Annotated in this window: 21 protein-coding genes and 1 pseudogene; 13 read left to right on the plus strand and 9 right to left on the minus strand. The window is 72.0% G+C overall.

What is annotated here, in order from left to right; genetic code table 11:
• Positions 1 to 1,085: 1,085 nt before the first annotated feature.
• On the plus strand, positions 1,086 to 2,618 hold the full coding sequence (locus WME76_RS16900; RefSeq protein WP_437961116.1) for a hypothetical protein: 1,533 nt from the start codon (positions 1,086 to 1,088) through the stop codon (positions 2,616 to 2,618).
• Between the two features lie 51 nt (positions 2,619 to 2,669).
• Here WME76_RS16900 and WME76_RS16905 read toward each other — a convergent pair whose 3' ends face one another.
• Positions 2,670 to 3,113 carry a hypothetical protein gene (locus tag WME76_RS16905; protein WP_437961117.1) on the minus strand — a complete coding sequence of 148 codons (444 nt, stop codon included), beginning with the start codon at positions 3,111 to 3,113 and terminating at the stop codon, positions 2,670 to 2,672.
• 74 nt (positions 3,114 to 3,187) lie between these two features.
• Here WME76_RS16905 and WME76_RS16910 point away from each other — a divergent pair, with 74 nt between their 5' ends.
• A complete protein-coding gene (locus WME76_RS16910; RefSeq protein ID WP_437961118.1) occupies positions 3,188 to 3,892 on the plus strand; it encodes a DUF1349 domain-containing protein in 705 nt (234 codons plus the stop codon).
• On the opposite strand, the gene WME76_RS16915 is transcribed toward WME76_RS16910, so the two are convergent.
• From WME76_RS16915 to WME76_RS16935, 5 genes are read right to left on the minus strand one after another with little or no spacing between them, the layout of a single operon-like run.
• Positions 3,841 to 4,548 (minus strand): SDR family NAD(P)-dependent oxidoreductase, encoded by a 708-nt coding sequence (locus tag WME76_RS16915; RefSeq protein WP_437961119.1) that lies wholly within the window; start codon positions 4,546 to 4,548, stop codon positions 3,841 to 3,843. The two genes, WME76_RS16910 and WME76_RS16915, sit on opposite strands and share 52 nt — an antisense overlap.
• Positions 4,545 to 5,852, minus strand: a complete 1,308-nt coding sequence (locus WME76_RS16920; RefSeq protein ID WP_437961120.1) for a class-III pyridoxal-phosphate-dependent aminotransferase — start codon at positions 5,850 to 5,852, stop codon at positions 4,545 to 4,547. Before WME76_RS16920 ends, WME76_RS16915 begins: the two co-directional genes overlap by 4 nt.
• Position 5,853: 1 nt before the next feature.
• Positions 5,854 to 6,606, minus strand: a complete 753-nt coding sequence (locus WME76_RS16925) for an SDR family NAD(P)-dependent oxidoreductase (RefSeq protein WP_437961121.1) — start codon at positions 6,604 to 6,606, stop codon at positions 5,854 to 5,856.
• Positions 6,603 to 8,192 (minus strand): radical SAM protein, encoded by a 1,590-nt coding sequence (locus WME76_RS16930; protein WP_437961122.1) that lies wholly within the window; start codon positions 8,190 to 8,192, stop codon positions 6,603 to 6,605. Before WME76_RS16930 ends, WME76_RS16925 begins: the two co-directional genes overlap by 4 nt.
• Positions 8,193 to 8,218: 26 nt before the next feature.
• Positions 8,219 to 9,151 carry a LysR family transcriptional regulator gene (locus WME76_RS16935; RefSeq protein WP_437961123.1) on the minus strand — a complete coding sequence of 311 codons (933 nt, stop codon included), beginning with the start codon at positions 9,149 to 9,151 and terminating at the stop codon, positions 8,219 to 8,221.
• A gap of 70 nt (positions 9,152 to 9,221) precedes the next feature.
• Between WME76_RS16935 and WME76_RS16940 the strand changes: the two genes are divergently transcribed.
• From WME76_RS16940 to WME76_RS16980, 9 genes are all read left to right on the plus strand, one after another.
• Positions 9,222 to 10,658, plus strand: coding sequence for an alpha/beta fold hydrolase (locus tag WME76_RS16940; protein WP_437961124.1), 1,437 nt, complete (start codon positions 9,222 to 9,224; stop codon positions 10,656 to 10,658).
• Between the two features lie 90 nt (positions 10,659 to 10,748).
• Positions 10,749 to 11,507, plus strand: a complete 759-nt coding sequence (locus tag WME76_RS16945) for an ABC transporter ATP-binding protein (RefSeq protein ID WP_437961125.1) — start codon at positions 10,749 to 10,751, stop codon at positions 11,505 to 11,507.
• Complete coding sequence (locus tag WME76_RS16950; protein ID WP_437961126.1) at positions 11,504 to 12,538, plus strand: ABC transporter permease; 1,035 nt, start codon at positions 11,504 to 11,506, stop codon at positions 12,536 to 12,538. The genes WME76_RS16945 and WME76_RS16950 overlap by 4 nt, the downstream gene beginning before the upstream one ends.
• A 156-nt stretch (positions 12,539 to 12,694) precedes the next feature.
• Positions 12,695 to 15,172 carry a MopE-related protein gene (locus tag WME76_RS16955; RefSeq protein ID WP_437961127.1) on the plus strand — a complete coding sequence of 826 codons (2,478 nt, stop codon included), beginning with the start codon at positions 12,695 to 12,697 and terminating at the stop codon, positions 15,170 to 15,172.
• Between the two features lie 194 nt (positions 15,173 to 15,366).
• Positions 15,367 to 16,212: a hypothetical protein gene (locus tag WME76_RS16960; protein WP_437961128.1), complete on the plus strand. Its 846-nt coding sequence runs from the start codon at positions 15,367 to 15,369 to the stop codon at positions 16,210 to 16,212.
• Between the two features lie 167 nt (positions 16,213 to 16,379).
• Positions 16,380 to 17,636, plus strand: coding sequence for a ferritin-like domain-containing protein (locus tag WME76_RS16965; protein ID WP_437961129.1), 1,257 nt, complete (start codon positions 16,380 to 16,382; stop codon positions 17,634 to 17,636).
• A gap of 75 nt (positions 17,637 to 17,711) precedes the next feature.
• A complete protein-coding gene (locus tag WME76_RS16970; protein ID WP_437961130.1) occupies positions 17,712 to 18,014 on the plus strand; it encodes a DUF3817 domain-containing protein in 303 nt (100 codons plus the stop codon).
• Between the two features lie 257 nt (positions 18,015 to 18,271).
• Positions 18,272 to 18,823, plus strand: coding sequence for a hypothetical protein (locus WME76_RS16975; protein ID WP_437961131.1), 552 nt, complete (start codon positions 18,272 to 18,274; stop codon positions 18,821 to 18,823).
• Positions 18,824 to 18,929: 106 nt separating this feature from the next.
• Positions 18,930 to 19,730, plus strand: a complete 801-nt coding sequence (locus WME76_RS16980) for a GNAT family N-acetyltransferase (protein WP_437961132.1) — start codon at positions 18,930 to 18,932, stop codon at positions 19,728 to 19,730.
• Positions 19,731 to 19,767: 37 nt separating this feature from the next.
• Here the strand turns inward: WME76_RS16980 and WME76_RS16985 are convergent, their stop codons facing one another.
• Together WME76_RS16985 and WME76_RS16990 are read right to left on the minus strand one after the other, a co-directional pair.
• Positions 19,768 to 21,606 carry a M2 family metallopeptidase gene (locus tag WME76_RS16985; protein WP_437961133.1) on the minus strand — a complete coding sequence of 613 codons (1,839 nt, stop codon included), beginning with the start codon at positions 21,604 to 21,606 and terminating at the stop codon, positions 19,768 to 19,770.
• Positions 21,607 to 21,955: 349 nt separating this feature from the next.
• Positions 21,956 to 22,096 (minus strand): annotated as a pseudogene (locus WME76_RS16990) (metallophosphoesterase family protein); the annotation flags it as partial.
• Positions 22,097 to 22,205: 109 nt separating this feature from the next.
• On the opposite strand from WME76_RS16990, the gene WME76_RS16995 reads away from it, so the two are divergent.
• Together WME76_RS16995 and WME76_RS17000 are read left to right on the plus strand one after the other, a co-directional pair.
• Complete coding sequence (locus tag WME76_RS16995) at positions 22,206 to 22,643, plus strand: hypothetical protein (RefSeq protein WP_437961134.1); 438 nt, start codon at positions 22,206 to 22,208, stop codon at positions 22,641 to 22,643.
• A gap of 349 nt (positions 22,644 to 22,992) precedes the next feature.
• Complete coding sequence (locus tag WME76_RS17000) at positions 22,993 to 23,376, plus strand: VOC family protein (RefSeq protein WP_437961135.1); 384 nt, start codon at positions 22,993 to 22,995, stop codon at positions 23,374 to 23,376.
• A 162-nt stretch (positions 23,377 to 23,538) separates the two neighbouring features.
• On the opposite strand, the gene WME76_RS17005 is transcribed toward WME76_RS17000, so the two are convergent.
• Positions 23,539 to 26,379, minus strand: a complete 2,841-nt coding sequence (locus tag WME76_RS17005) for a glycoside hydrolase family 3 C-terminal domain-containing protein (RefSeq protein WP_437961136.1) — start codon at positions 26,377 to 26,379, stop codon at positions 23,539 to 23,541.
• Positions 26,380 to 26,551 lie beyond the last annotated feature (172 nt).

Raw genomic sequence — 26,551 nt, forward strand, 5'->3', positions numbered from 1 at the left:
CGCTTGCCGACTCTCCGGCTCCGCCGATTCGGGGCGGGCTTTCTAACGGCCCGTCTCGAATGTGTCAACCTTTTCTTTCGAGAAGGTCGACCGTTCACCAGGCGCTCCAACGTCGCCTCGATGAGCGAATCCCGTGCGGCCCAGAGTTGCAGCGCCTCCGCTGCCGGCTCTCCGGCTCCGCCGATTCGGGGCGGGCTTTCTAACGGCCCGTCTCGAATGTGTCAACCTTTTCTTTCGAGAAGGTCGACCGTTCACCAGGCGCTCCAACATCGCCCTGGTGAGGGCACCCGTGCGGTCCAGAGTTGCAGCGCCTCCGCTGCCGCGCTCCGGTTCCGCCGATTCGGGGGCGGCCGTTCTAACGACCCGTCCCGAGTCTGTCAACCTTTTCTTTCGAGGAGGTTGACCGTCCACCAGGCGCCTCCTGGTGAGGTCGCTGGTGTGGTGCCCGAGCGGCCCAGAGTCACGGCGTTTCCGCTGTCGAGCTCTCCGGTCCGCCGATTCGCGACAAGTCGTTTATCGGTTTGTCGCGGTGCTGTCAACCGCCTCCTTCGAGGACGGTCGGCCGAACGGTCCAGAGTCACGGCTCGCGCCGCTCGCTCTCCGGTTCCGCCGATTTCGCGGCAGAGAAGCTACCGACGCCCCGCGCCGGTGTCAACCCGACGGGGGGCTCCGCCTGGGTGGTCTCGTCCCGGGCCTTTCGCCCTGAACGGGTCGGCACCGGGCGCCCGCTCTCTTCGTCTCCGGGGCGCAGAGGCGGATCTCCCCGGCAGACGAGCTCGACAGAATGGGCGCGCTCGCCAGAGGACATCTTCCCGAGCGAGACCTCCTCCGTCGAGCTCCGTCGATAGACCGCCGCCGCGCGACGTGAGCGGACGGAAACGCGTGAGCGCACGTCTGGACGTCTGGAGCGCATGCGCGCGAGCCCAAAGGGGGAACGCAAAGGAGGAACGAGACCATCACCGCAGCTCGGCCGCGCGCGCGTGCATCGATTGCGCGACGCATCCACGTCTCCGCTGGCCCGACCTCTGCAGACATCGGCGACGCGGGTGACACAGGGTAGGCGTGCGGGGGGGGGAGAAGCAGCCATGACATTGCGCATCGGGGCGGTGGCGGTCGGCTCAGCGGTTCTCGCGCTGGGCTGCATGGGTCTGGACCAGCAGGAGCACGAGCGGGAGCACGAGAGCGCGGCCGCGCTCCAGGGCGGCGCGAGGCAGGGAGAGGCGCGCTTCATCGAGGGTGGAACGATACCGTACGTGCTCGGCTTCTCGCCGGAGGCAGGCCAGCGTCTCGGCGGCTCACACACGCTCCTCATCCCGCTGACCGGGACGCGCGAGCCGATGGACGCCGCGAACCTCCCCACGAGCCTGCACCCGGAGCTGCGGGGCTCCTACGCCGCGCTGAACTCGACCCTTCTGCAAGGCCAGGCCGCGGGCCCCTTCGCCTCGCAGTGGTGGCCCCACAGCAGGAACGGCATCGCGGACCGGTGGAACTCCTTCGTGAAGGACTACGGCGATCTGACCTCGGATCCGGACAACCTATCTCCGGCGGAGAAATATGATCTCCTGTTCTACGCGGGACAGGCGCGGTCGATCGAGCCGGTCGCGGGCGCGGCCGCCGGCGAGCGGAGCCGGCCAGAGGGGCCGGGCTCTCCACGGGCCACGCGGGTGGCGGGGCCGACGACGCACTGGGAGCTGCGGAACCACGGCCTGTATCAGGGCGTCACCCCGGAGTACTGGTGGGGCCATTGCAACGGCTGGGCGGCCTACGTGGTGGCGGAGGGCGGCGGCCCGCCGCGGCGCGACGTCCGCGTGCGGCGCTCCGGCGACACGCTGGTCGAGTGCGCGTCGGTCGAGACGGGGTGCGTCCTGTTCCACATGGCGGACATCGAGGCGCTCATGACCGAGCTGTACCACCACGACGCCGCCACCTTCTCGGGGCGCCGCTGCGAGGCGCGGGAGGATCGCGTGCTGCGCGACCACTACGGCAGGCCGATCGATCCGGCGTGCCGCGACCTGAACCCCGGGACGATGCACGTGGCGATGACCGGCCTCCTCGGCCTGGGCGCGAGCTCGATCAGCGCCGCGTCGAGCGGGCGCGGGCGGCGCGCGTTCGTGGTCGACTACACGTGGCACCGCGAGGTGTGGAGCTACCCGGTCACGTCGTTCACCATCGACACCATCGACGAGGTGAGCGCGCAGGAGGCAGCGCGGCTCGTCTGTAACGGCGGGTTCCAGGGGGCAGACTGCTACAATTACCGGTTCAACCCGAGCGCGCGGCGCTTCGTGCGCGTGGCGGCGCGCTACGGGATGATCTCGGACGAGGTGAGCACCGCGGCGCTGCTCCAGCCGGCCGCGCTGCGCAACGTGCCGCTCGTCACCTCGGAGCTCCATTACGTGCTCGAGCTCGACGACCGGCTGACGGTGCTCGGCGGCGAGTGGATCCAGAACCCCGCGCTCGCGAATGGCGTGAACGGAAAGCTGATGCACCCGGACTACTTCTGGATCCCCGTGAGGGCCCAGGGCGCGGGGGAGGACGGCGACGATCTGGGGGGCTCCGGGGACAACCCGTACGTCGCGTACTCGCGCGTGAGGGCGCTGCTCGACCTCTCGCGGAGATAGCGACGGGGGCGGCCGCCGCTCCGCCAGCGAGCTGCGATGTCGCCGCCGCGCTCAGTTCGCGCGCGGACCCGGCGCCCCGACGGCCGGCCCTGCCGGCGCGGGGTCCCCTGCCCTGGGCCCCGGCTCCAGCGGCACCACGCCGCGGTCGGGCTCTCCGAGGACGCAGGTCTCCTTCCCCTCGACGATCGCGCAGCGGCGGTCCGCCGGGCACTTCCCCCCGCACGGCAGCCGCACGCACAGGCCCGTCTCGGGATCACACGCCGTCCCGCTCTGACAGGACGCGTAACAGATGTCGTACGCCTCGCGCTGCGCCACGGTCGCCCCGGCCGCTGCAGCGAGGGTCGCCGCGGCGCCGGCGTAGTCGTTGCTGCCCCCCGACGACGTCCGCACCTCCCCCGGCGCCAGCAGGAACTCCGGCGGCGCGCGCCTCGACGTCAAGCAGCCGGGCAGAACTACAGCCAGGCAGCAGGAGATCAAAAGGACGGTAATTCGCATGCGAGCGAGATCCTGCATACACATCGAAACGATTCGTTGACAAGACAGGAGCAGACTCCTGGTAGCATCGCGTCATGCAGGGGGGAGACAACGTGGGTGCACCTGTGTATCTGGCGCCGTTTCCGGCGCCGCTCCGCTGGGAGGTTCCGCCCAGGAGCTGGAGCGTGGGCAAGGCGTCGAGCCTGACCGTCACGGCGGACGGCGAGACCGACCTGCTCCTCGATCCGGAGCGCGCGCCCGGCGCCCTGAACGCGCCGCGCCTGCTCGGGACGCCGCACGGGGACTTCCTCGCCAGCGCGCGCGTGGCCGTGAGCTTCGCGTACGCGCGCGACGCCGGCGTGCTGCTGCTCTGGGCGCACGAGCGCTCGTGGGCGAAGCTCTGCTTCGAGCTCTCGCCGGAGCGCGAGCCGACGGTCGTCTCGGTGGTGACGCGCGGCCTGTCGGAGAGCCGCAGGTCGTTCGCCGTCCACAAGGACCACGTGTGGCTGCGCGTCTCGCGGCTCGGGCGCGCGTGCGCGTTCCACGCCTCCACCGACGGATCGACGTGGCAGCTCGTCCGCAGCTTCTCGCTCGGCATCGCCACGGAGCTCTCGGTCGGCTTCTCGGCGCAGTCGCCGGCGGGCGACGGCTGCACCGCCGTCTTCGACGACCTCCGCTTCACGCCGCGCCGGCTCGGCGACCTCCGCAGCGGGCACGCCGCGGGCGACGACGCGCTGGCGCGCGTCGGTCAGATGCCGCCGTTCACGGGGATGACCTTGCCGCTCACGTACGTGTTGTGAAGGGCGAGCCAGGCGATCGCGCGCGCGGCCTCGTCCGGCGTGCCGAGGCGCCGCAGGGCCGAGAACGCGAGGAAATCGGCGCGGAGATCCGCGTCGAGCTGCGTCGATAGCCCGGCGTCGAGCAGGCCCAGCGCCACCATGTTGACCCGGACCTGACGCGGGCCGAGCTCCTTCGCGAGCGCCATGGCCGTGGCCGCGATCATCCCCTGGCTCGCCGCGAACGCGACAGGGATCGGCAGCGACTGCGCGCGATCGAGCCCGCCCACGAGGACGATCTCGCCGCCGCCGCCCCGCGCCATGAGCGCGCCGACGTCGCGCGCGACGAGGAAGGCGGCGCGGGCGTTCACCGCGTAGGCCCGGTCCCACGCCTCGTCCGACAGCTCGAGCCCCGGCGTGGGATCGAGGGTCCCGGCGCAGTGGATCGCCGCGCCGGGCGCGGGCTCGTCCGCGCCGAGCCGGGCGACGAAGGCGCGGAGCGCGGCGGCGTCGGTGAGGTCGAGCCGGACGGCGCGGAAGCCGAGCTCGCGCGAGAGCGCGGCCGCGCGGTCCTCGCCCCGGAAGAACGTGAACGTGGCGCTCGCCCCGCGCGAGGCGAGCGCGCGCAGCACCGCGGCGCCGACGGCGCCCGTGCCCCCGAAGACGACGGCGTGCTTCATGTCAGGCCCTCCACGTACGCGAGCGCGTCGGCCGCGGCGTCGACGAACGCGTCGAGCGTCGCGCGCGGGATGTCGAACCGGGGCTGGAGCCGGAAGATCGTCCAGTCGTGGCCGCACGTGAAGCAGAAGAAGCCGCGGCGGTAGAGGCGGTGGCACACGAGCGGCGACACGACCGACATGTGCGCGAGATCGGGGAAGCCGAAGTGCTCGAAGGAGAGCCAGGGGTGGTCCGGGGTCTCGAGCTGCACGCCGAGCATGAGGCCCGCGCCGCGCACCTCCTTGAACAGCCGGTTCGGCCGGAGCGCCGACTCGAGGCGCTCGCGGAGGTGCGCGCCCGTGTCGCGGATGGTCGCGATGAGCTCGTCCGTGACGAGGTCGAGCGTGGCGAGGCCCGCGACGGCGGAGAGCGCGTTGTAACCCATGGTGTTGTTGTGGCTCTCGCCCGCGGCGAACTCCCTGCCGTAGGCGCGAACGAAGATCTCGCGCCGCGTGAGCATCGCCGAGAGCGGCAGGAGGCCGCCGCCGAGCTGCTTGGCGAGGAGGACCACGTCGGGCCGGCGCGGCCACCGCTCGGTCGCGAGGAAGCCGCGCCCGGTGCGGCCGAGGCCCGTCTGCACCTCGTCGGCGATGAGCAGCGCGCCGTGCTTCGCGGTGAGGTCGCAGAGCGCCTCGACGAAGGGCGGCGGCAGCTCGCGCACGCCGCCCTCGCCCTGGATGGGCTCCACGAGGACGGCGGCCACGTCGCCGCCGGCGAGCACGCGGGCGAGCGCGTCGACGTCGCCGAAGGGGATCGAGGTGGCGCCTTGCAGGAGGGGCACGAACGGGTCGCGGAGGTAGCCCGCGCCCATGAACGAGACGCTCCCGTAGGAGCAGCCGTGGTAGGCGCCGGTCAGGCCGACGAGGACGGGCTTCCGGGTGAGGGCGCGGGCGAGCTTGAGCGACGCCTCGACGGCGTCGCTGCCGGTGCACCCGAAGAAGACGTTGTCGTAGTGGCCCGCGCGCTCGCAGAGGCGGCGCGCCAGGCGGCCGGCGAACGGGTTGACGCGCGACGGGTACCAGGAGGGCGCGTCCGAGTCGAGGAAGGCGCGCAGGGCGCGGGCGACCTCCGGGTTGCGGTGGCCGAACGCCTGGGTGCCGTGGAAGTCCTCGATCACGAGCCCCTCGCTGTCGACGAGGAGGCCGTCCTCGGCGCGCACGACCCGGATCGGCTCGCGGGCGAGCCTCGCCCGCTGCGCGATGAGCGGGTTCACGAAGGCGCGGTAGTCGTCGAAGCCGTCGCGCAGGATGTCCTCGTGCGAGTCCATGTCAGAGCCCTCCGTCGGCGACGAGCTTGGCGGCGCTCATGAAGGCGCCCTCGTCGGAGCACAGGAACACGGCGAGCTCGGCGAGCTCATCGAGGCGGCCGAGGCGCCTGAGGCCTGTATGCGCGACGTACTCGTCCTGGCGGTGCTGCGGGAGCCCCTGCGCCATGCCCTCCTCGAGGAGGCCGGGGCCGAGGAGGTTCACGCGCACGCCGTGCCGGCCGACCTCGCGCGCGAGCGCCTCGGTGAGGCCGCGCAGGGCCGACTTCGAGGCGGCGTAGTGGACGGGCGCCTCGATCACGCGCTCCGAGGCGAAGTTGCCGATGTTCAGGATGACGCCGCGCTTCTCGCGGATCATGTGGCGCAGCGCGGCGCGGCTCATGAGGTAGGCGCCCTTGACGTTCACGTCCATCACGAGGTCCCAGTCCTCCTCCTCGAGCAGCGAGATGGGCAGGACCTGGGTGATGCCGGCGTTGTTGACCAGCACGTCGAGCCCGCCCCAGGCGCGGTGCAGCGCGGCGAGGGTGTCCTTCACGTGGGCGGCGTCGGCCACCGAGCCCTTGAAGACGAGCGGCGCGGCGCCGGCGGCGGTGAGCTGCCTCGTGGCCTCCGCGGCGTCCGCGTCGTCGGTCGCGTAGGTGAAGCCGACGCGCGCGCCGTGCCTGGCGAACGCGAGGGCGATCGCGCGGCCGAGGCCGCGGGAGCCGCCCGTGACGAGGCAGCGCTTGCCGTCGAGCAGGCGCGCGGCGGCGCTCACGGGGCCTCCCGGCGGGGCGACGGCGACAGGAGCGGGAGGGCGCGCCTCCCGCCGGATCGATCCGACCACGTCCTCGGCACGCTCATGAACCTCGGCTCCTTCTCCCGGTAGAGCACGTTGTAGTTGCAGACGGGCACCGTCTTGCCGTCGGCGTAGCAGTTGCTGTCGCAGCACTGGGCCGCGCGCTCGACGTCGAACGTCTCCTCGTCCATGTGCGAGTGGACGTAGACCGCCTTCACCGCGCGCTCGCTGACGCGCAGGGCTTCTTCCCTGCGGAGCGGCTTCTTCGCCGGGAACAGCGCGCGCAGGAGGCCGTTCAGGAGGCCGAGGGCGCGGTCGTCGTCGCCGCGCGACCAGAGCGCGTCGATCGCGTCCTGCATGGCGCGCTCGAGGCGGGCGCTCGGCTCGAGGTAGAGGTGGTCGCCGAGGCAGGCATAGAGCGCCTCGCGGCTCATGAACCGGGTGAACGGGATCGGCGGGCCGCCGGCCGGATCCAGGAGCAGGTAGGCGATCTGGTAGCAGAGCGGGTGCGCGCACGGCGACGGGACGAAGTCGCCGGGCGACAGGAGGCCGCCGGTGGTCTCGGCGATGCGCTCGAGGACCTCGAGGGTGGAGATGCGGCCGCGACGATCGAAGGCGACGCCGCTCTGGCCGGTGAAGGTCATCGTGTGGACCTCGAGGTGGCGGACGCAGCCGAACCGGAGGCCGAGCTCGACGATGCGGCCGATCTCGTGGTCGTTGAGGCCGCGGGTCATGACCGGGATGAGGGTCGTGTCGACGCCGGCGGCGTCGAGCCGCTCGAGGCAGGCGAGCTTCTTGTCGACGCTCCTGACGCCGTTCAGGGCCCTGTCGGTGGCGTCGTCGAACGTGTCGAACGAGAGCGCGACGCGGGCGCCGAGCTCGGCGAGGCGCCGGAGCAGCGCGTCGTTCCTGAGCAGGCCGAAGCCGTGGCTGCAGATGCTGACGCGGTGGATGCCGGCGTCCTTGCACATGGCGACGAGCTCGGGCAGCTCGGGGTGGAGCGTGGGCTCGCCGCCGGTGAGGTTGATGAGGTCGAGATCGCCGCCGGCGCCGGAGACGAGGTGGCGGAGCACGTCCCCGAACTCGGCCTTGCTCATGAAGAACGCGCCGTCGTTCCGGTTGTGCACGTAGCACATGGGGCAATCGAGGTCGCAGGCGCTGGTGATCGTGACGACCGGCATGCGGATACGCTGGGTGTGGCTCTCGCACGGGCCGCAATCGAACGGGCAGCCGTGCTCGATCGGGCGCCGCGGCGCCGCGGGCGGCGCAGGGATGGGCGCGATGGCGCGCGTCGCCTCGTACCAGGCGGCGCTCGTCGAGAGGCGGACCTCGTGGGGGCCGTGGTCGGGGCACGCCTTGCGCATCCAGACCTCGCCGGAGGGCGCCGCGACGACCCGGGCGGGGACGGCGATCTTGCAGGCCGGACAGAGGCTCGTTGTCTCGTGGATCAGCCGGTCGGTCGCCATCGGCGACGAGGGTATCAGGGTGAGGCGCGCTGGTGAGGATTCGCGCGCCGCGGGCGAGCGCCGGGCGCCGGACCAGGGCACCGCGGGCCCGTCAGACATGGTTCATCCCCTCCCCTCAGGTCTTCTCAGCGCGCCGCCCCCGCGACCTGATCGCGCAGCCAGCGGTGCGCCGGATCGTGGTGCGTGCGCTCGTGCCAGATCATCGCGAACGAGAAGCTGGCCAGCTCGAGCGGCGGCGGCAGCACCGCCAGGCCGAGCGGCGCCGCGGTGGCGTCGACGATGCGGGCGCCGAGGGTGGCCATCAGGTCGGTGGCGGCGATGACGTGCGGCGCCACCAGGAAGTGCGGGACCACCGCCGCCGCGCGCCGGCTGCGCCCGAGCGCCGCCAGCGCGTCGTCGACCAGGCTGCCGGGCGTGCCGCGCGGCGCCACGAGCAGGTGCGAGAGCGCGCAGTAGCGGTCCAGGGTGAGGCGCCTGCGCGCCGCCGGGTGGTCGCGCCGCACCACGCAGCGGAAGCGCTCCTCGAAGAGCGGGCGGACGTAGAGGCCCTCGGGCCAGCCGCGGCGAGGCGGGCCGATCACGACGTCGACGGCGCCCGACGCGAGCTGCGCGACCACCCCCTCCCGGGTCAGCGCCAGCGGCATCATCCAGACGTCGACGCCGGGGGCCTCGCCGGCCAGGAGCGACAGGAGCGGCGGCAGCAGCACCAGCTCCGCATAGTCGCCGGACGCGATCCGGAAGGTGCGCCGCGCCGTCGCGGGATCGAAGCGCGCCTCGCCGCGCACCGCGCTGGCCAGGCCGCGCAGCGCGGCGCGCAGGCCGGGCGAGAGCGCCTCGGCGCGCGGCGTGGGCAGCATCGCGCCGCGCGCGCCGCGCACGAGCAGCGGATCGCCGAGCGCGCGGCGCAGCCGGCCGAGCGCGTGGCTGCACGCCGGCTGGGTCATGCCGAGGCGCGCGGCGGCGCGGGTGACGTGCCGCTCGGCGAGCAGCGCGTCGAGCACCACCAGCAGGTTGAGGTCCAGGGCGGCGAGCTCGCGGACGTCATGTCCATCGTGCATGACTGACATGAGTAGCATGTATTGGAAGCATGATGGCGCCGGGCGCATGGTGGGCTCGGAGGAACAACCCTTGATCACCGAGACCCGAGCACCCCTGATCGACACATCGGCCACGAGACGGACCGGCGCGGGCTCGCTGCGCGCCCTCCGCGCCGGGCTCACCGCGTCCGTCGCCGTCGTCCTGCTGGCCACGATGGCCGTGCTGGCGGCGCCGCACGCGCGCGGCATCGCCTTCTTCCCCGCGCTCCGCTACGCGGTCGTCACCCCCGCGTGCGTCGTCGCCGCGGTCGTCGCGGCGTTCCTCTACCGCGCCCTCGCCGCGCGCTCCGCGCGGCCGCGCCTCTCGCTGGCGGCGGTCCTCGCCGGGCTCGCGGCGGGCGTCCTCCTGGGGATGGCCGTCGCCGGCCCCCGCGGCCTCGCCGCCGCCGCGCTCCCGGCCGTGATCGTCGTCGCCGTGGCGCTGGCGCTGCTCGTCCCTCGCCTCGTCGACCGGCCGCGCCCTTCGCGCGCCGGCGCGGTCGCCCTCGCGGCGCTCGGCGCGCTCGAGCTCGTCGCCCTCGCCGGCGCGCTCTCGACCGAGCGCGGCGTGCCGCGCGGTTCCCAGGGGCTCGCCTTCGAGATCCCGCGCGCGATGTTCGACGCCGATCACAGGTTCGTCGAGCTCCCGAGCGGGGCGCGCGTCCACTACGTGGACGAAGGCCAGGGCGAGACGCTCCTCTTCCTGCACGGCAACCCGGCGTGGTCGTTCCAGTGGCGCGATCTCATCCGCGAGCTCCGGGGATCGTACCGATGCGTCGCGCTCGATTACCCGGGCTTCGGCCTGTCCGAGGCGCCGGCCGGGTTCGGCTTCACGCCCCGCGAGGAGAGCCGCGTCGTCGAGGAGCTCGTCGATCGGCTCGGCCTGCGCGACATCACCCTGGTCATGCAGGACTGGGGCGGACCCATCGGCCTCGGGTTCGCGGGGCGCCGCCCCGAGCTCGTGCGGCGCGTCGTCCTCGGGAGCACGTGGGCGTGGCCGACGAGCACGGACACGCCCCGCGGCAAGTTCTCGATGATCGTCGGCGGCCCTGTCGGCGAGTTCGCGCAGGTGAACTTCAACGCGTTCGCCGCGCTCGGGATCGACAACGGCATCGTCCGGGAGCTCCCCGCCGACGTCGCCGATGTCTACGTCCGGCCGTTTCGACCGCTCGATCGCCGCGGCATCGCGGCCTTCTATCCGGGGCAAATCACCGCCGCCACCGACTACTTCGAGGAGGTCGAGGCCGGCCTTCCCCGGCTCGCGGACAGGAAGGCGCTCATCTTCTGGGCGCTCAAGGACGTGGGGTTTCCCGGCAGCGACCGCGCCCGGTTCGAGGCGGCTTTCCCGGACCACAGGACGATCGAGCTCCCCGACGCGGACCACTTCTTCTTCGAGGACGCCGCGGAGGAGATGATCCCGGCGATCCGAGCGTTCATCGACTCGTCCCCGGTCGCCTCGACGACCGCTCCCGGCGATCGCGATCGATGACGCGGCCTGCTCTTCTTTCCACCGTGACCCGCCAGGATCCGAGAGAGCCGCCGGACATCCTGTGCCGTCCGACCTGGTAAGCTCTCGCGTATGCCCCGCGCGCCGGACGAGGTCGTCGCCGTCGAGTCGCTCACCAAGACCTTCGGCGACGTCGCGGCGCTCTCGGACGTGAGCTTCCGCGTCGAGGGACCGGGCCTCGTCGGCATCCTCGGCCCGAACGGCGCCGGCAAGACGACGCTGCTCGACATCCTGGAGGGCCTCAGCGAGCCGACGCGCGGCGCGATCCGCCTCTTCGGCGCGCCGATCCCGCCCTACCCGCGGCGGCGGGTCGGCGTCGTCATGCAGAAGGAGGTGCAGCTCGATCGCTGCACGACGCGGGAGTACGCCGGGCTCTTCGCCGCGATCTACGGCATCCGCGACGGCGCGGCGCGCATCCTCGAGCGGGCGCGCCTCGCCGCGCGCGCGGCGGTGCCGATGGCGCGCCTGTCGGGCGGCGAGGCGGCGCGCCTCTTCATCGCCGCCGCGCTGGTGCACGAGCCCGACCTGCTCTTCCTCGACGAGCCGACCGCGCCGCTCGATCCAGCGAGCAAGCAGGAGGTCGGCGAGCTGCTGCGCGGCGTGGCCCGCGAGCGGACGGTCCTCATGACGACGCACGACCTGCGCGAGGCGGACGCCCTCTGCGACCACCTCCTCTTCCTTGTCGGCGGCAAGCTCCGGGCGAGCGGCGCCCGGGACGAGCTCGTGGCCGCGGTGCCCGAGGGCCGCCGGACCGGGCTCGGGGTCGAGGACGCGTTCTTCCACTTCTGCGCCGTCCGGATGCGCGACGGCGAGGCGCACGAGGCGTCATGAGCGCGTTCTGGGCCTTCGCGCGCCTCCGGCTGCTCGACGTGCTGCGGAGCGCGAGCTCGGCCAGCTTCGTGCTGCTGTTCCCGGTCGCGCTCCTCGTGGTCATGGGCCTCGTGTTCATGAACGGCCACCCGTTCGAGGAGCGGACGATCGCGGTCGTCCCCGCGCGCGGCGCACACGACGACGCCGCGCGCCCGCTCGCGGCCCTCGACGCCGAGCTCGCCCGCGACGTGCGGCTCCTCCGCGTGCGCAGCGAGGCCGAGGGGCTGGCGCACCTCCACGCGCGGACCGCGAGCGCCGTCCTCGTGGTCCCCGGCGACGGGGCGCCCGGCCGCGTGCTCGTCGGCCCCCGCGACCGGATCTTCGGGCGGGGGATCGCCGCGTCGCCCGGCGTGCAGGCGGAGCTCGCCGTGGTGGAGGTCCCGCGCTGGGGGTACGTCCACTATCTCTTCCCGGGGATCCTCACGTTCAGCGTCATGCTCGCCGGCCTCTTCGCGACCGGCTACACGATGGTGCTCTACCGGCAGAACCGCTTCCTGAAGAAGCTCGCGACGACGCCGATGCCGAAGGCGGTCTTCGTCGGGGCGCAGATCGCGGCGCGCTCCGTCCTCGTCCTCGGGCAGATCGCCCTCGTCGCCGCGGCCGGCGCGCTGCTCTTCGGCGTGCCGTTCACCGCGGCCTCGGCGTTGTGGGTGGCGCTGGTCTCGCTGCTCGGCCTGCTCGCGTTCATGGGCGCGGGCTTCGTGCTCGCCTGCGTCATCACGACCGAGGACCTGGTGGTCGACATCATCAGCGCGGTGAACCTGCCGATCGTCTTCCTGTCGGAGATCTTCTTCCCGCTCTCGTCGCTCCCCCGCCCGCTCGCCGCCCTCGGCGCCCTGCTGCCGAGCACGCAGATGGTGCGGCTCATCCGCGAGACCTTGCTCTTCGGCGTCACCGATCCCGGCCAGCTCGCCGGCGGCCTCGCCGTCCTCGCCGGCTGGACGATCGCGACGTTCGCGCTGAGCCTCCGGCTCTTCCGGTGGCACCGCTGAAGGCGCCCTTCACCCCGTGACAGCTTCACCCCTCACGAACGCTGCGGTTGCAGCCTACTGCGCGGACGACGCCGGCCCGTGAACGGCTCCGCGGACGCGCGCATCACAGGACCCATGCGGGAAAATACAGATCGATTGGTTCCCTTCGACACGGTGGTGGCATCGCACGGACGGCGGCGGTGGGCGGCGCTCCTGCTCGGCGTGGTGGCCGGGTGTACGCCGAACAATGACGGCGACGGGGGCGTCGGCGGGTCCGGCGGGTCCGGCGGCTCTGGCGGATCGGGCGGCGACACCAGCGTCAGCAGCTCAGGCGATGTCGGGTCGGGTGGCGACGGGGGCGTCGGCGGCGACGGCGGCTCGGGCGGCGACGGGGGCGACGGCGGTCAGGGTGGCGGCGGGGCCGTCTGTATCCCTGGCTCCCAGGTCGCCTGCCCGTACTCGGGCCCGCCGGGCACGCAGGGCGTCGGACGCTGCACGGCCGGACTGCGGACGTGTAACGACTCCGGGACCGACTACGGCCCCTGCGAGGGCGAGGTGCTGCCGGCGCACGAGGACTGCTCGGTGGCAGACGACGAGGACTGCGATGGAGTGGCGGACGGAGATGACGCCGACTGCGTCTGCGTCCCAGGAACCGAGGTGCTCTGCTACTCCGGCGGCCTCGATACGCTCGGCGTCGGCGCGTGCACGGCCGGCAAGGCGCAGTGCAGGGAGGACGGCAGCGGCTTTGGCCCCTGCATCGGCGAGGTGCTGCCAGGCCCGGAGACGTGCGCCACGCCGGTCGACGACGACTGCGACGGCCAGGCGAACGAGGAGGGCGACGGCTGCGCCTGCCTCCCTGGCGAGGTCATCCGTTGCTACTCAGGGCCCCCCGGCACCGAGGGCACCGGCCGCTGTGCCGGCGGCACCGCGCGCTGCGACGCGCAGGGCACGGGATTCGGGCCGTGCGAGGGCGAGGTGCTGCCGGCCGCGGAGACCTGCCTCACGCCGGTCGACGACGACTGCGACGGCCAGACGAACGAGGAGGGCGCCGGCTGCGCCTGCGTCCCCGATGCGGTCGTCCCCTGCTACTCCGGCCCTGCCGGCACCGAGGGCGTCGGCCGCTGCGCCGGCGGCACGGCGCGCTGCCAGCCGGACGGCACGCAGCTCGGCCGCTGCGAGGGCGAGGTGCTGCCCGCGCCGGAGACGTGCCTCACCCCGATCGACGACGACTGCGACGGTGAGGTGAACGAGGAAGGCGAGAGCTGCGTCTGCCCGCCCAACCAGCGCGTCTCGTGTTACTCCGGCCCGCCGAGCAAAGAGAACGTCGGGGCGTGCACGCCTGGCACGGCGCTCTGCAACGCGCAGGGCACGAGCCTCGGGCCGTGCGAGGGCGATGTGCTCCCGCAGCCGGAGTCGTGCGCGACCCCGATCGACGACGACTGCGACGGTGAGGTGAACGAGAACGGCAGCGACTGCGCTCCCCGGATCATCGCGCACTGGGTCAAGCAGCTCTCCGGCGCCTCGATCACCGCTGTCGCCGTGGACGCCTTCGAGAACACGATCGTCGCCGGCTCGTTCACGAGCCCCGTGGACCTCGGCGCCGGCCCCCTCCTGCCCCGGACCGCAGGCACCGAGGCGTTCGTCGCGAAGTTCGATCCGAGCGGAAATGTCCTCTTCGCGAACACGTTCGAGGGCGAAGACCACGCGGCCATCGATATCGCCACGGACGCGTCGGGGAACATCGCGCTGCTCGGGACCGTCCTCAATCTCGATCATCTCGACGACTTCTCGTACTACGAGCTCTATCACCGCGTCGCGAAGCTCGATCCGTCAGGCGGTCTCCTCTGGCACCGCGATTACGTTGCGGTCCTCGAGAGCGGGAGGGCGGTGGCGATGAACGCCGCAGGGGACGTGTTCCTGGCGGGCGCGACCGAGCAATCTCCCGGCCATGGCTTCGTCCGCAAGCTCGACGGCGCGACAGGGGCCACCACGTGGCAGAGGAGGCTCGGCGACGACGACGACTTCGAGCTCCTCGGCGACATCACCACGCGTGAGAACGGCGATATCGTGACCGTCGGGAGCGTGAGCGCCTCTCAGCTCGTCGCCGGGGAGCTGGTCCACAGGGTCTGCGGGGACCTGATCACGCTGAGCCCCGCCGGCGAGGTGCTCGACCGGACCTGCGTTGGCACCACAGCGGAGACCTGGCAGCTCGCCATGGACGCGTCGGAGAACACCGTGCTCGGCAGCGCCGACTCACGCGGCGCGCGCCGCGTGAGCAAGCTCGACGGCGCAGCGACCTCCCTCTGGAGCCGGTGGTTCCTGTCGGTGCAGGAGCTGCGGCTGGGCGTCGACGGGCCCGGGAATGTCGTCCTCGCGGGGTCGTTCACCGGCACCGGCACGCTCGGCCTCGGCGCCGACACGCTCACGAGCGCCGGCGGCGAGGACATCTACCTGGCCAGGCTGGACCCCGACGGCAACGCCGTCTTCGTCGAGACCTACGGCGACGCGGGCGATCAGCGCGTGAGGCACCTCGCCGTCTCCGCGGAAGGCAGCGCGGTGATCGCCGGCACCTTCGCAGGCTCGATCACCCTCGGGGAGAGCACGCTCGTCGCCGCGACGGCGCAGGACACGTTCCTCGCCAAGGTGGGTTTCTGATCCACGCAATTCGCACATTTGCAGCATCAACGGACAATGACCATGCGCCGCCCGACACCGGCGGATCGCGGGCCCGCCACGGTCGCTGAGCCTTCAACGACAAGGAGCGTCGAACGAGATGAGATCCACGAGACAGCCCTGCTTGCTGGCAGGACTCGTGTTCGGTCTGGGATGCGGCTCGTCGTCGGTCATCGATGACGGACCCCGGCCGCGAGATCCTCGTCGTCGCGGACAGGGCCCGATTCGCGAGCTACGATCTCGCGCTGTCGAAGATCACCGAGGGCGACCTCGCCGAGGAGTGCGCGTCGGCCGTGCTCGTCAGCGATCACCGCTTCCTCTGCGGCCCGACCAACGACTGGGATCGCATCTTCACCGCGTACGACGCACGGACCGGGGCGTTCGTGGCCTCCTCCGACAAGTACACGTACAACGGCATCCCCATGCGCCGCATCCCGGGGACCGACGACTTCGTGACGGTCACTGTCGACTCCTCGCCCTCGGATTTCCACCTGTACTCCGTGCTCGACACGGGCGAGGCCCAGTACGTGAACGAGTCGCCCTATCACGGAGACTTCGCCGTCACGGACGTCTATGCCTTCAACGGCAGCCCGCCCACCCACCTCGTGACGCACGAGGGCCTCATGCTCCGCATCTACGGCCCTCGGTGCAGCCCTGCAGCGAGCAGCTTCGACGCCGAGTGCTTCCTCCGCGACGGCGCCCTGGGGACGCTCCTCGGCGCCCAGCGCTTCGTCGGCATGGACAACGACGCCGAGGGCAAGCTGTACGGGCTGGTGAGCGTGTCCGGGAATTTCTACCTCGATCCTCCGTGCGAGGCCGGCTGCCTCGTCCAGCGGGTCGATATCGCCTCTCGGACGGTCGAGTCCCAGCGGATGCACTCCCTCGACCTGGGCGCAGCCGTCGTGGTCCGCCACGATCCTGTCTCGAGCGCTCTCCTCGTCGGCTATCGCCTCCCGGGCGACTACTACTTCCCGGGCGATCCCTACCCGGGCTTCGCCGTCTCGCTGCTCGACCACGAGTGAGCCCGGCGCCGCCGGCGCGAGGCCGCCGCCTCGCCCGGCGCGGGCCGCGGAGCGCCGCGCGCCGTGGGGGCGGGGGTGCCAGGAATCTTGCGTCGCGGACCGGACGTCCCGATCCTTGTCAGGACGCCGAGGGGCCGCTGGCGGCACATCGAGAGAGGCACATCACCATGAGCAGAGAGCTGCGCGCGCGCATCATGCAGATCGTGGGAACCGGCATGTTCACGGGCCTCTCGCTGGCGTTCGGCTGCCAAGACGCCGCCAGCGGCGGCGCCGGCGGCGCGGGGGGGACCGGCGGCGCCGGTGGCGCGACGGGCACCGGCGATGCGACAGGCACCGGCGATGCGACAGGCACCGGCGGCGCGGCAGGCACCGGCGGGGCCGGCGGTCAGGGCACCACCGGGGAGACGAGGTGCTTCTCGCTGGAAGAGGTCCGGGCCAGCGCCGGCACTGCCGCCGGCGCCGGCGGCGCGGGGGGAGGCGCCGAGGCCTGCCCGAGCGAGTACCACCCGAACCCCGTGTCCTGCGTCGGCTACGAGAACGGCCGGCTCGAGGACGGGCAGTGCTGCTACGACGTCAACGACCCGGGCATCGGCGCCTGCGGCCGCCCGTTCCTCGTGGACGGCGCGCCGCGCCTGGCCGGGGTCGAGGCGCGGCCCGACTGGGCGCTCGACGCCGCGGCGGACGAGCCGCTCGCGCTCGATCCCGCGACGCGCGCCGCCCTCGCCGAGGCGTGGCTCGCCGACGCTCGCCTGGAGCACGCGTCGATCGCGTCGTTCGCGCGCTTCACCCTCGATCTGCTCGCCCTCGGCGCGCCGCCCGCCCTGATCGACGCCGCGCAGCGCGCCCTCGCCGACGAGCTTCAGCACGCCCGCGCCTGCTTCACGCTCGCGAGCCGCTACGCCGGCCGGCCGCTCGGCCCGGGGGCGCTCGCCATGGACGGCGCGCTCGACGCGCCCACGCTCGCCGGCGCCGCGGCCAGCGCGGTGCGCGAGGGCTGCGTCGGTGAGACGCTCGCCGCGGTGCAGGCGGACGCGATGTGGGGCCGCGCGCGCGACCGCGAGGCGCGCCGCGCCCTGAGCAAGATCGCCGCCGACGAGTCCACCCACGCCGAGCTCGCCTGGGCGTTCGTGCGCTGGGCCCTCGCGCGCGGCGGCGCGCCGGTGCGCGCGGCCGTCGCGCGCGCGTTCGACGAGGCGCTCGCCGAGGCGCTCGCTGCGCGCGGTCCGGAGCGCGCCGGGGTCGACGCCGCCGCGTGGGGCGACCACGGCCGGCTCACCGAGGCGGAGCGGGCGCGCTGCCATGTCACCGCCGTACGCGAGGTCATCGCGCCGTGCGCCGAGGCACTGCTGTGCGCCCCGCTCACCGCCTTCCAGCCCGTCGCCGGCCTCGACACGCCTCGTGAGCTCCTGGCGCCGCCTTCGTGAGGCCTGACGCCGCCTTCGTGAGAAGGAGGAGACGACCCCGATGAGTTTCCCTGCCGCCTGCCCTACCGTCCCGTCATGACCGCGCTCCGCCAGCTCCGCCTCATCGCGATCCTCGAAGGGGTGTCTTACCTCCTCCTCCTCTTCATCGCGATGCCGCTCAAGTACCTCGCCGACCTCCCGCTCGCCGTGCGCGTCGTCGGCAGCGCCCACGGCCTGCTCTTCGTGCTGTTCCTCGCCGCGCTCCTCCGCGCCGCCGTCGCGCGCCGGTGGTCGCTCGGCCGCTCGTCGCTCGCCTTCGCGTCGTCGATCGTCCCCTTCGGGACGTTCGTCTTCGACCGCTCGCTGCAGCGCGAGATCGCGGCGACCCCGCCGGCGTAGGCACCCGGGCGGCCGGCGCGGCGCGCGGCGATGGGGTGGTGGAACGCCTGGCCCGCCCCGCGCGCGCCGGCTCCGCGCCCACGCGCGGCCACAAACGATGTCATTTCATACACTTACATAACATCGCAAAAAAGATCGCCCGCGTGTCGATCTCGCGATCGCCCGTTCGTCGCTCCGGTAGACCCACGGCGCATCCGGCCGGGACCGTCCGGGCGCCCCCCTTCGACCAGACCCGAGGAGACACGACGATGCGATCCATGAACACCGCGGCACCGGCGACCCACGACGCGAACACCGATGCGGCTCCGCTGGCCCGCCCGGCGCCCTCCGGTCGCCAGGCGAGGAGCGGCGACACGGCCCTGAGGCGCATCTCGATGGCGGCGTGCCTGTTCCTCGGCGCCGCGTGCGGGGGAGAGGACGAGCCCGTCGCGTGGAAGGACATGAGCTTCGAGGAGCGCAGCGAGTTCATGACCGACGTCGTCCTGCCGCGGATGACGGAGGTCTTCGTCGAGTACGACGCAAAGTACGAGAACATGACCTGCGAGACGTGCCACGGCAGCGACGCGGTCGCGCGCGGCTACGCGATGCCGACCCCGCAGATCGCCCCGCTCCCCGCCACCCCGGACGGCTTCCTCGAGTGGGTGGCCGACCCGGCGCACCCGGAGCGCGAGAGGTTCAGCACCTTCATGTACGAGAGGGTCGTGCCCGAGATGGCCGCGCTGCTCGAGATCCCGAGGTTCGACCCGATGACCGAGACCGGCGACTTCTCGTGCCACTACTGCCACACGTTGGAAGAGGTCGAGCCGTGAAAGGCCCGAGGAGTGAGCGAGCCACGCGGAAACCCGCGCGCCCCGTTCTCTCTCTCGATCCCGGGACGGCCCGCTCCGGTTACCCTCCGTCCGGAGGAGGTTTCGCATGCCCGACCCGATCGAGATCGAAGAGTCCAACGCTCAGTTCCTGGCCGCCTGGATCCTTTTCAGCCAGGGACTCCCCGGCCATCGGATCGAGCACACCGACGGTGTCACCGTGGTGCTCTCGGGCACGGACATGGTCCTGCTCAACGTGGCCACGCTCTCCTCGCCGGCCACCGACCTCCAGGATCTCGAGCGCCGGGCGCGCTGGGCCGTCGAGCTCGCCCGGGCCGGCGGCGTGCCCTGGCTCTTCGCGATGTCCGATAGCTGGTCGCCCGACGGCGACGCGGGCGCGACCGCCGATCTCCTGGCCCGGCTCGGCTTCCAGCCGGCCGTGTCGCTCACGGGCATGGTGGCCGACGCGATCGCCCCGCCGCAGCGCGCGCCTTCCGACCTCGATCTCCGGCGCGTGGCCGACGCCGAGACGCGCGCCGCCATCGCCGACCTCAACGCCATCACCTACGGCGTCCCGATCGCCGCGGCGCGCGCCTCCGTGGCCCACGAGGCGCTGTGGGGCGACCGGGCGTTCGGGCAGGTCGGCTACGTGGGCGGCCAGCCCGTGTGCTCCGCGGCCACGTACATCGTGGAGGGGATCCGCTACGTGGGCTTCGTCGTCACCGCGGCCGAGCACCGGCGCAAAGGGTACGCCGAGGCGGCGATGCGCGGCTGCCTCGACGACGCGCTGAGGGGAACGGGGTTCCAGAGGAGCGTCCTCCACGCGACGGACATCGGGCGGCCCGTGTACGAACGGATGGGCTACCGCGCCGTCACGCGCTTCTCCTTCTACTCGCCGCCACAGGCCTGAGGCCCGGACCGCGCGCGCGTCCCGCTCTGGCCGCCGGCTACCACCCGCACGTCTTGCCGCGGTTCTGCTGATCGAGCCATTCCTTGAGCGGCGCGAAGTAATCGAGCATCGCCGCCGCATCCATCTGCCGTGAGCCGGTCACCGCCTCGAGCGCCTCGGGCCACGGGCGGCTGCGCCCCATTTCCATCATCCGCCGGAGCCGCTCGCCGGCCTCCGCGCTGCCGTGGATCGTGCAGCGGTGGAGCGGCCCCTTGTACCCCGCCGCCTCGCAGAGCCCGCGGTGGAACTGGAACTGGAGGATGTGGGCGAAGAAGTAACGGATATAAGGCACGCTCGCCGCCACATGGTACTTCGCGCCCGGATCGAAGTCCGCCTCGGAGCGGGGCACCGGCGGCGTGACCCCCTGGTACCTCGCCCGGAGCGCCCACCAGGCGCTGTTGTACTCCGCCGGCCGGATGTCCCCGGAGAAGACGCCCCAGCGCCACCGGTCGACAAGGATCGCGAACGGCAGGAAAGCCACCTTGCCGAGGGCGTGGCGGAGGAGGAGCGAGAGATCGCTCGACGCAGGCGGCAGCTCGGACACGAGGCCGATCTGCTGGAGATAGTCCGGCGTGACCGACAGTCCGATGGTGTCGCCGAGCGCCTCGTGGAACGCGGGGTTGGGGCTGTCGCGGTAGAGGAGCGGAAGCTGGTTGTACGCCAGCTGATAGAAGGTGTGGCCGAGCTCGTGGTGGATCGTATGGAAATCGTCGGCCGTGATGTCGATGCACATCTTGATGCGCACGTCCTCCTCGTCGTCGATGTTCCACGCGCTCGCGTGACAGACCACGTCGCGATCCGCCGGCTTGACGAACATCGACCTCTGCCAGAACGTGGCCGGGAGCGGGTCGAAGCCGAGCGAGACGAAGAAGCGCTCACCCGTCTTCACCATCTCGATCGGCGTGAACCCCTTCTCCCGAAGGGCGGCGCTGAGGTCGTAGATCGGCGCCGCCCCCTCGGGCTCGGCGAGCTCATAAATGTTGGTCCAGTCCTGCGCCCACATATCGCCGAGCAGATCGGCGCGGATCGGGCGCGCGTCGGGCACGACCTCGGCGCCGTACCGCGCGGCGAGCCGGCCGCGCACGTAGCAGTGGAGCGCGTCGTAGAGCGGCTTGGCCTGCGCCCAGAGGCGGTCGACCTCCCGCGGCAGCACCCCCGGCGGCAGCTCGTACTTCGCGCGCCATGCGTCGCCGGTGTCCTTGAACCCGAGCTCGCGGGCGCCCTCGTTCGCCAGCTCCACGAGCCGCGTGTACTCGGCGCGCATGGGCGCGGACACCGTGCGCCAGCCGACCCACGCGCGCTTCAGCTCCTCCGGATCGCGGCTGTTGGCCATGATCCTGCCGAGCGCCTCGAGGTCGAGGCACTGGCCGCCCGCGGGGCAGTACTTGCCTGCCCCGTACGCCGCCTCGAGCCTCGACGCGATGGTCGCGAGCTCCTGGGTCCTCGCCGGATCGGCGGGGGCGTACAGCGTAAGGGACGTGCGCAGGAGATCGATCCGCCGGCGCACATCGTGGGGGAGCTCGATGTCGCGGAAGCGATCTGCCCGCTTGGCGAGGTCGGCCTGCGCGGTGAGCAGCTTCGCGCTCGCGGCGGCCGCGAGGATCTGCGTGTCTTCCGTGATGTACGTCGACGCCACCCACGCGGCGCGGTTGTTGTGGGTGCTGAGCTGGTGGAGCTCGGACTCCGCCTCCTCGATGAACCGCGCCGCCTCCTCCGCCGCGGGCGTCGGCCGCGGATCGGGCTGCGGCGCGGGAGGAGCGGGGTCGGAGCAGGCCGACGAGAGCGCGAGGGCGCCGCAGGGCAAGGCGACGGCGAACATCGGAACCATGCGCATCATTTCCGCTGCTCCTCGGTCGCGGGCATCTCCGGCATGGAATCGTCCCTTCACCCCGGATGCTCGTGGGGTGCGCGCCGGCGCCGCGATCCTGGTGGGCCTCTAAGGCCGCTCGCCGGCTTGAGCAATATCGGCCGGCCCTCGCTCCCCGAGGCGGAGCCGTGGCGCGATGTATGCCCCGTGGTCCTGGACTGGAAGTCCAACAAGCCCGGAGAGGGCCGAGAGATGAACCACAGAGAGATGAACCACAGAGGCACAGAGGGCACAGAGGAGAGAGGAGATAGAAGTTTCTTTATCTCTTCTCTTCCCTCTGTGCCCTCTGTGCCTCTGTGGTTCAAATCTTCTCTCGATCGGTCTCGCGCGGCTGCAGCGGGCCCGAGAGGACGTCGCCCAGGTTGACCGCCACGTGAGCGCCGCGGCGGGCCATGTCCGCCAGCACCGCCTCCAGGGCGGCCAGGTCGCCGTGGATGTCCGAGACGCCCGCGAGCCGCACCGCCCCGGCAGCGCGCAGAAAAAATCGCCGCCGATGTCGAGGGGGCGCCGGCGGCTCCGACGTCTCCGTGAAGCGCCGAGGAAGGCGCCATCACCCGGACGAGGACACCATGAACACGATCGAAGCCCTTCAAGGAACGCTCTCCGCCACGACCTCGGCGACCCCGGCCCGGACGACGCTCCGCAGCGTCGGCGCGGTGCTCGGCGGCCTCCTCGCGACCGTCATCCTCACCACGGCCGTGGACCTGGCGCTCCACGCCTCCGGCGTCTTCCCGCCGCACGGCGAGCGGATGAGCGACGCGCTGTTCGTGCTCGCCCTCGCGTACCGCATCGTCCTCAACACCGCCGGCGGCCACGTCGCGGCCCGGCTCGCCCCCGCCCGCCCGATGCGTCACGCGCTGGCGCTCGGCGCCGTCGGACTCGCGCTCGCCACCCTCGGCGCCGTCGTGATGTGGGAGCTCGGCCCGGCCTGGTACTCGCTCGCGAACATCGCGATCGCGCTGCCGTGCGCCTGGGCCGGCGCGCGGATCAGACGCGTTCACTCCTGAGCTTCGTGGCCTTTCCCATGCATGCTCATCCGGTGACGGACGGACGGCGCGTCGCACGCCCGTCACCGGACGAGCTGGCCGCCGTCGTAACACCGGCGTCGAGCGTCCTCATGGTGCAGGCGAATGATGCGCATGCATGGCGCGCATTTGCTGCCGTGATTCCCGCATGGCACGCTCGCCCTCATCCGGGGCGGGCACGCGCGGCGGACCTCGTGAACCGGCTCGCTCGGGCGGGCTCGACTCGGAAGGAGGATATCCACATGGATGACACAAGTCCGAAGGCCGAGATCATGGCCTCGACGCAGCGGCCAACGGGCCTGCTGAGGATGCACGGAAGGGGGATGCGCGCATGACCGTCCGGCTCAACCACACCATCGTCCCGGCGCGGGACAAGAAGACGTCCGCCACCTTCCTGTCCGAGATCCTGGGCCTCGACCCCCCGGTGCCGTTCGGACACTTCCTGGCGGTGCGGCTCGACAACGACGTCACGCTCGACTTCGTCGACAGCCCTGACGAGCTCCGCCCCATGCACTATGCCTTCCTGGTCAGCGAGGCAGAGTTCGACGAGATCTTCGGGCGGATCCGCGAGCGCAAGCTCCAGTACTGGGCCGATCCCCAGGCGCAGCACCCGGGCGAGATCAACCACCACGACGGCGGGCGCGGCGTGTACTTCCCCGATCCCGACGGGCACTTCCTCGAGATCATCACCCGTCCTTACGGCAGCGGCGGCTGATCCCGGCGCGCGAGCGTATCAGCGCGTCCACGCCGCGCGTCGCCCTCGGGTCATGGGGATCTCCGGTGATGTGCGGCTGAGGACCTGGACCGACGTTGGCCCCGCGGGCGGCAAACACCGCGCCCGGCACCGGGGCCAACGAGCCCATCAGTTCACGTCAGTTCACGAGGATCGCACGTAGATGACGAAATCGACCTTCGTGGTGACCCCGCGGTACTCCACGGACGCGGTCAACGTGGCCACGCCGGGCGCGACAGCGCGGAGCGTCCCGGGGCCGTCCACGGAGACCACCCGGGGCCGGTTGCTCTCGAAGCTCACCCGCAGGCCCTCGGGGAGCGGAAGGCTGGCGCCCTTGGTGATGTAACCGTAGATCGACTCGTCGCTGAGCGACACCGTGAGCTGCGGATCGATCTCCGCGCCGACGGGGAAGAAGACCCGCTGCTGGATGCCCAGCTCGTGATCGCCCGGGATCTGCGGCTTCGCCGTCACCACCGCGGGCACCGGCTGGAGCGCGCCCGTCACCGTGACGGAGGTCTGCGCCGCGATGTCAGCATCCGCCGCGGAGCGCGCGATCTGGATCCCGTAGGTCCCCGCGTCGACCGTGTAGCGCCCCTGCTCCTCGTCGAAGAAGGCCAGGTCGGCGATGCGCAGATCGAAGCTCACCGTCCGGCTCTCCAGCGGGCGCAGCGAGATCTTCTGGAACGCGCGCAGCCGCTTCCGGGGACGCTCGAGCGCGGCGGGGGCGCCGGGCGTGCTCACGTAGAGCTGCACCACCTCGTCGCCGGCGGTGCGGCCGACGTTGCTGACGTTCACGCTCACCCGCAGCGCGCCGTTCGCGTCGACGCTCGGCTGGTCCGCGCTCAGGCTCGAGTAACGGAAGCGGGTGTAGCTCAGGCCGTGACCGAACGGATAGGTGACCGCGCCCTGGAAGTACATGTACGTGCGCCCGAGGCTGCTCTCCGTCGGCCGGATGGCATAATCGTCGATCGGGGGCAGGTCGGAGAGGTTCGCATACCAGGTGAATGGCAGCCGGCCGCTCGGGTTGTGGGCGCCGAGCAGGACGTCGGCGAGCGACTCGCCCTTGCGCTGGCCGTTGTAGGAGCTCCAGAGCAGCGCCGCGACGCCGGGCTCGAAGCTGCCGACATCCATCTGGCCGACGGTCTCCATGTAGACGATGGTGCTCGGGTTCTGCGCCGCCACCTGGCGGATGAGCTCGGCCTGCGCGCCGGGCAGCGCGATCGTCGTGCGATCCACGTCCTCGCGCGAGTGCCTTCCGTCGGTGCCCACGTAGACGACCACGACGTCGTACTCGGCGGCGGCGGCGACCGAGGCCGCGTCGACCTCGGCGAGGGTCTCCGGCGTCACCCCGGGGTAGAAGTCGACGACGGCCGCGGGGTTGATGGCCTGAACGGCGGCCTTGACGCCGCTGTAGCCGTTCACCGCGTTGGCGTTGCCCGCGGGGCCCTGGTCGCTGGAGTAGCCGCCCAGGAAGACCTCGGCCGGGTTCGCATAGGTGCCGATCACGGCGACGCGGAACTCGCCCGCGCGCGGGACCTGGAGCGGCAGGAGCTTGCCTGTCGAGCCGTCCTTGCGCCGGGTCTCGCTGTTCTTGAGGAGCACGATCGCCTCCGCCCCGACCTCGCGCGCCATCGCGAGCCGCTCGGGCGTCTGGGTGATCGCGCCGTTGTCGTCGCTGTTGGTCCAGGTCCCCGGCGCGACGCGCGCCCGCGCCTGCGTGACCCAGGGAACGCGCGCGTCGTCGTCGAACTCGCCGAGGCGAATGCGCGCGGCGAAGAGCCGGGTGACCAGCGGATCGACGTCGTTCTCGTTGAAGATGCCCGTCGGCGTGGGGATGGCGCGCGCGACGGCGTCGACGAGGGTGTTCGCGTAGCTGTAGCTGTCGTGGTAGCCCCAGTTGCAGTTGAGATCCTCGCCGGCGACCGCGGCGAAGGCGTGACGCTCGACGGCGTCGAGCGGGTGGGGATAGCCGGGCGGCTGCCACTTGTGGCCTGACTGGATCTCGCGGATCGCGTCGCAGTCCGAGGTGAAGAAGCCCTGGAAGCCGAAGATCGAGCGCGCCAGCACCTCCTTGAGCTGGATGCTCGCGGCCACGGGCACGCCGTTCACGCGGTTGTAGGCGCTCATGATCGACGCCGGATCCGACGAGCGGATGACGTCGCGGAACTGCGCCGTGTAGTACTCGCGCAGCGTCCGCTCATCCATGTCCGAGCTGCCGCGGCGGCGGTTGAACTCGCTGTTGTTCGCGGCGTAGTGCTTGAGCGTGGTGTTCACCTTCAGGTAGCCGCCGCTCTCCAGCAAGAGGCGCCCCTGCTGGTCCTTGCCCTCCATGCCGTTCACGAACTGCGCGGAGATGGCGGCGGTGAGCACCGGGTCCTCGCTGAACGCCTCGTCGTTGCGGCCCCAGCGGGGATCCCGCGCCAGGTTGATCGTGGGGGCGTAGAAGTTGAGATTCAGCTTGTTCTCGCGGAAGACCTCGCGCGCCTCGTCGGAGATGAGGACCGCCTCGCGGTACATGAGCTCGGGGTTCCAGGTCGAGCCCAGGGAGAGATCGACCGGGTACGACGTGGTGTTGATGGTGTTGGGCGGGTTGCCGCGGTCGTTGACCTGCTCGCGCGCGACGCCGTGCGCGGCCTCGTTCCACCAGCCGTAGGCGGGGATGCCGAGCGACGGGATGGCCGGCGCCCGGCTGCTGATCATCTGGCTGGCCTTCTCGGCGAGCGTCATGCGCGAGACAAGGTCCGCGGCGCGCTCCTCGGGGGAGAAGCGGCGGTTCCGGTAAATGGGCAGGTTGACCGCCCGGTCCTTCCCGATCTCGGCCGGGTCGAGGCGCGGCGGGTCGGCGCTCGCCGGATCGAGGCCCGACGCGGGCCCGACCACGTCGGGCGGAGCATGGTCGGACGAACATGCCGCGACCGCGGTCAGCGCGAGCGCGCCGCGGAGCGCCGAGAGCGCTCTTGTGAAAGCCAGGTGCTTGGTGGTCATGCCTTGGGCTCTTTCCGTGGTGACAAGGAGGTGGACAGGCTTGCTACCTGCTCCTCTGTGCGGTGTAATACGCATTACGTAAAGGAAACGCGGGCGAGCGGCAACTGCCCAGGGAGGCGTCGGCGGTGCGGGCTGGACCGGCGTGCCGAGTCGCGAGGGGTGGCTCGCTGGA

The organism is Sorangium sp. So ce119, assembly GCF_051524405.1.
Taxonomy (GTDB): domain Bacteria; phylum Myxococcota_A; class Polyangia; order Polyangiales; family Polyangiaceae; genus Sorangium; species Sorangium cellulosum_G.

Coding starts and splice junctions, on each gene's coding strand:
- WME76_RS16980 (WP_437961132.1), top strand. CDS start 18,930: ATGCCCGACCCGATCGAGATCGAAGAGTCCAACGCTCAGTTCCTGGCC.
- WME76_RS16915 (WP_437961119.1), bottom strand. CDS start 4,548: ATGAAGCACGCCGTCGTCTTCGGGGGCACGGGCGCCGTCGGCGCCGCG.
- WME76_RS16935 (WP_437961123.1), bottom strand. CDS start 9,151: ATGCACGATGGACATGACGTCCGCGAGCTCGCCGCCCTGGACCTCAAC.
- WME76_RS16950 (WP_437961126.1), top strand. CDS start 11,504: ATGAGCGCGTTCTGGGCCTTCGCGCGCCTCCGGCTGCTCGACGTGCTG.
- WME76_RS16900 (WP_437961116.1), top strand. CDS start 1,086: ATGACATTGCGCATCGGGGCGGTGGCGGTCGGCTCAGCGGTTCTCGCG.
- WME76_RS16975 (WP_437961131.1), top strand. CDS start 18,272: ATGAACACCGCGGCACCGGCGACCCACGACGCGAACACCGATGCGGCT.
- WME76_RS16995 (WP_437961134.1), top strand. CDS start 22,206: ATGAACACGATCGAAGCCCTTCAAGGAACGCTCTCCGCCACGACCTCG.
- WME76_RS16985 (WP_437961133.1), bottom strand. CDS start 21,606: ATGATGCGCATGGTTCCGATGTTCGCCGTCGCCTTGCCCTGCGGCGCC.
- WME76_RS16965 (WP_437961129.1), top strand. CDS start 16,380: ATGAGCAGAGAGCTGCGCGCGCGCATCATGCAGATCGTGGGAACCGGC.
- WME76_RS16905 (WP_437961117.1), bottom strand. CDS start 3,113: ATGCGAATTACCGTCCTTTTGATCTCCTGCTGCCTGGCTGTAGTTCTG.
- WME76_RS17005 (WP_437961136.1), bottom strand. CDS start 26,379: ATGACCACCAAGCACCTGGCTTTCACAAGAGCGCTCTCGGCGCTCCGC.
- WME76_RS16920 (WP_437961120.1), bottom strand. CDS start 5,852: ATGGACTCGCACGAGGACATCCTGCGCGACGGCTTCGACGACTACCGC.
- WME76_RS16945 (WP_437961125.1), top strand. CDS start 10,749: ATGCCCCGCGCGCCGGACGAGGTCGTCGCCGTCGAGTCGCTCACCAAG.
- WME76_RS16970 (WP_437961130.1), top strand. CDS start 17,712: ATGACCGCGCTCCGCCAGCTCCGCCTCATCGCGATCCTCGAAGGGGTG.
- WME76_RS17000 (WP_437961135.1), top strand. CDS start 22,993: ATGACCGTCCGGCTCAACCACACCATCGTCCCGGCGCGGGACAAGAAG.
- WME76_RS16910 (WP_437961118.1), top strand. CDS start 3,188: ATGCAGGGGGGAGACAACGTGGGTGCACCTGTGTATCTGGCGCCGTTT.
- WME76_RS16960 (WP_437961128.1), top strand. CDS start 15,367: ATGACGGACCCCGGCCGCGAGATCCTCGTCGTCGCGGACAGGGCCCGA.
- WME76_RS16930 (WP_437961122.1), bottom strand. CDS start 8,192: ATGTCTGACGGGCCCGCGGTGCCCTGGTCCGGCGCCCGGCGCTCGCCC.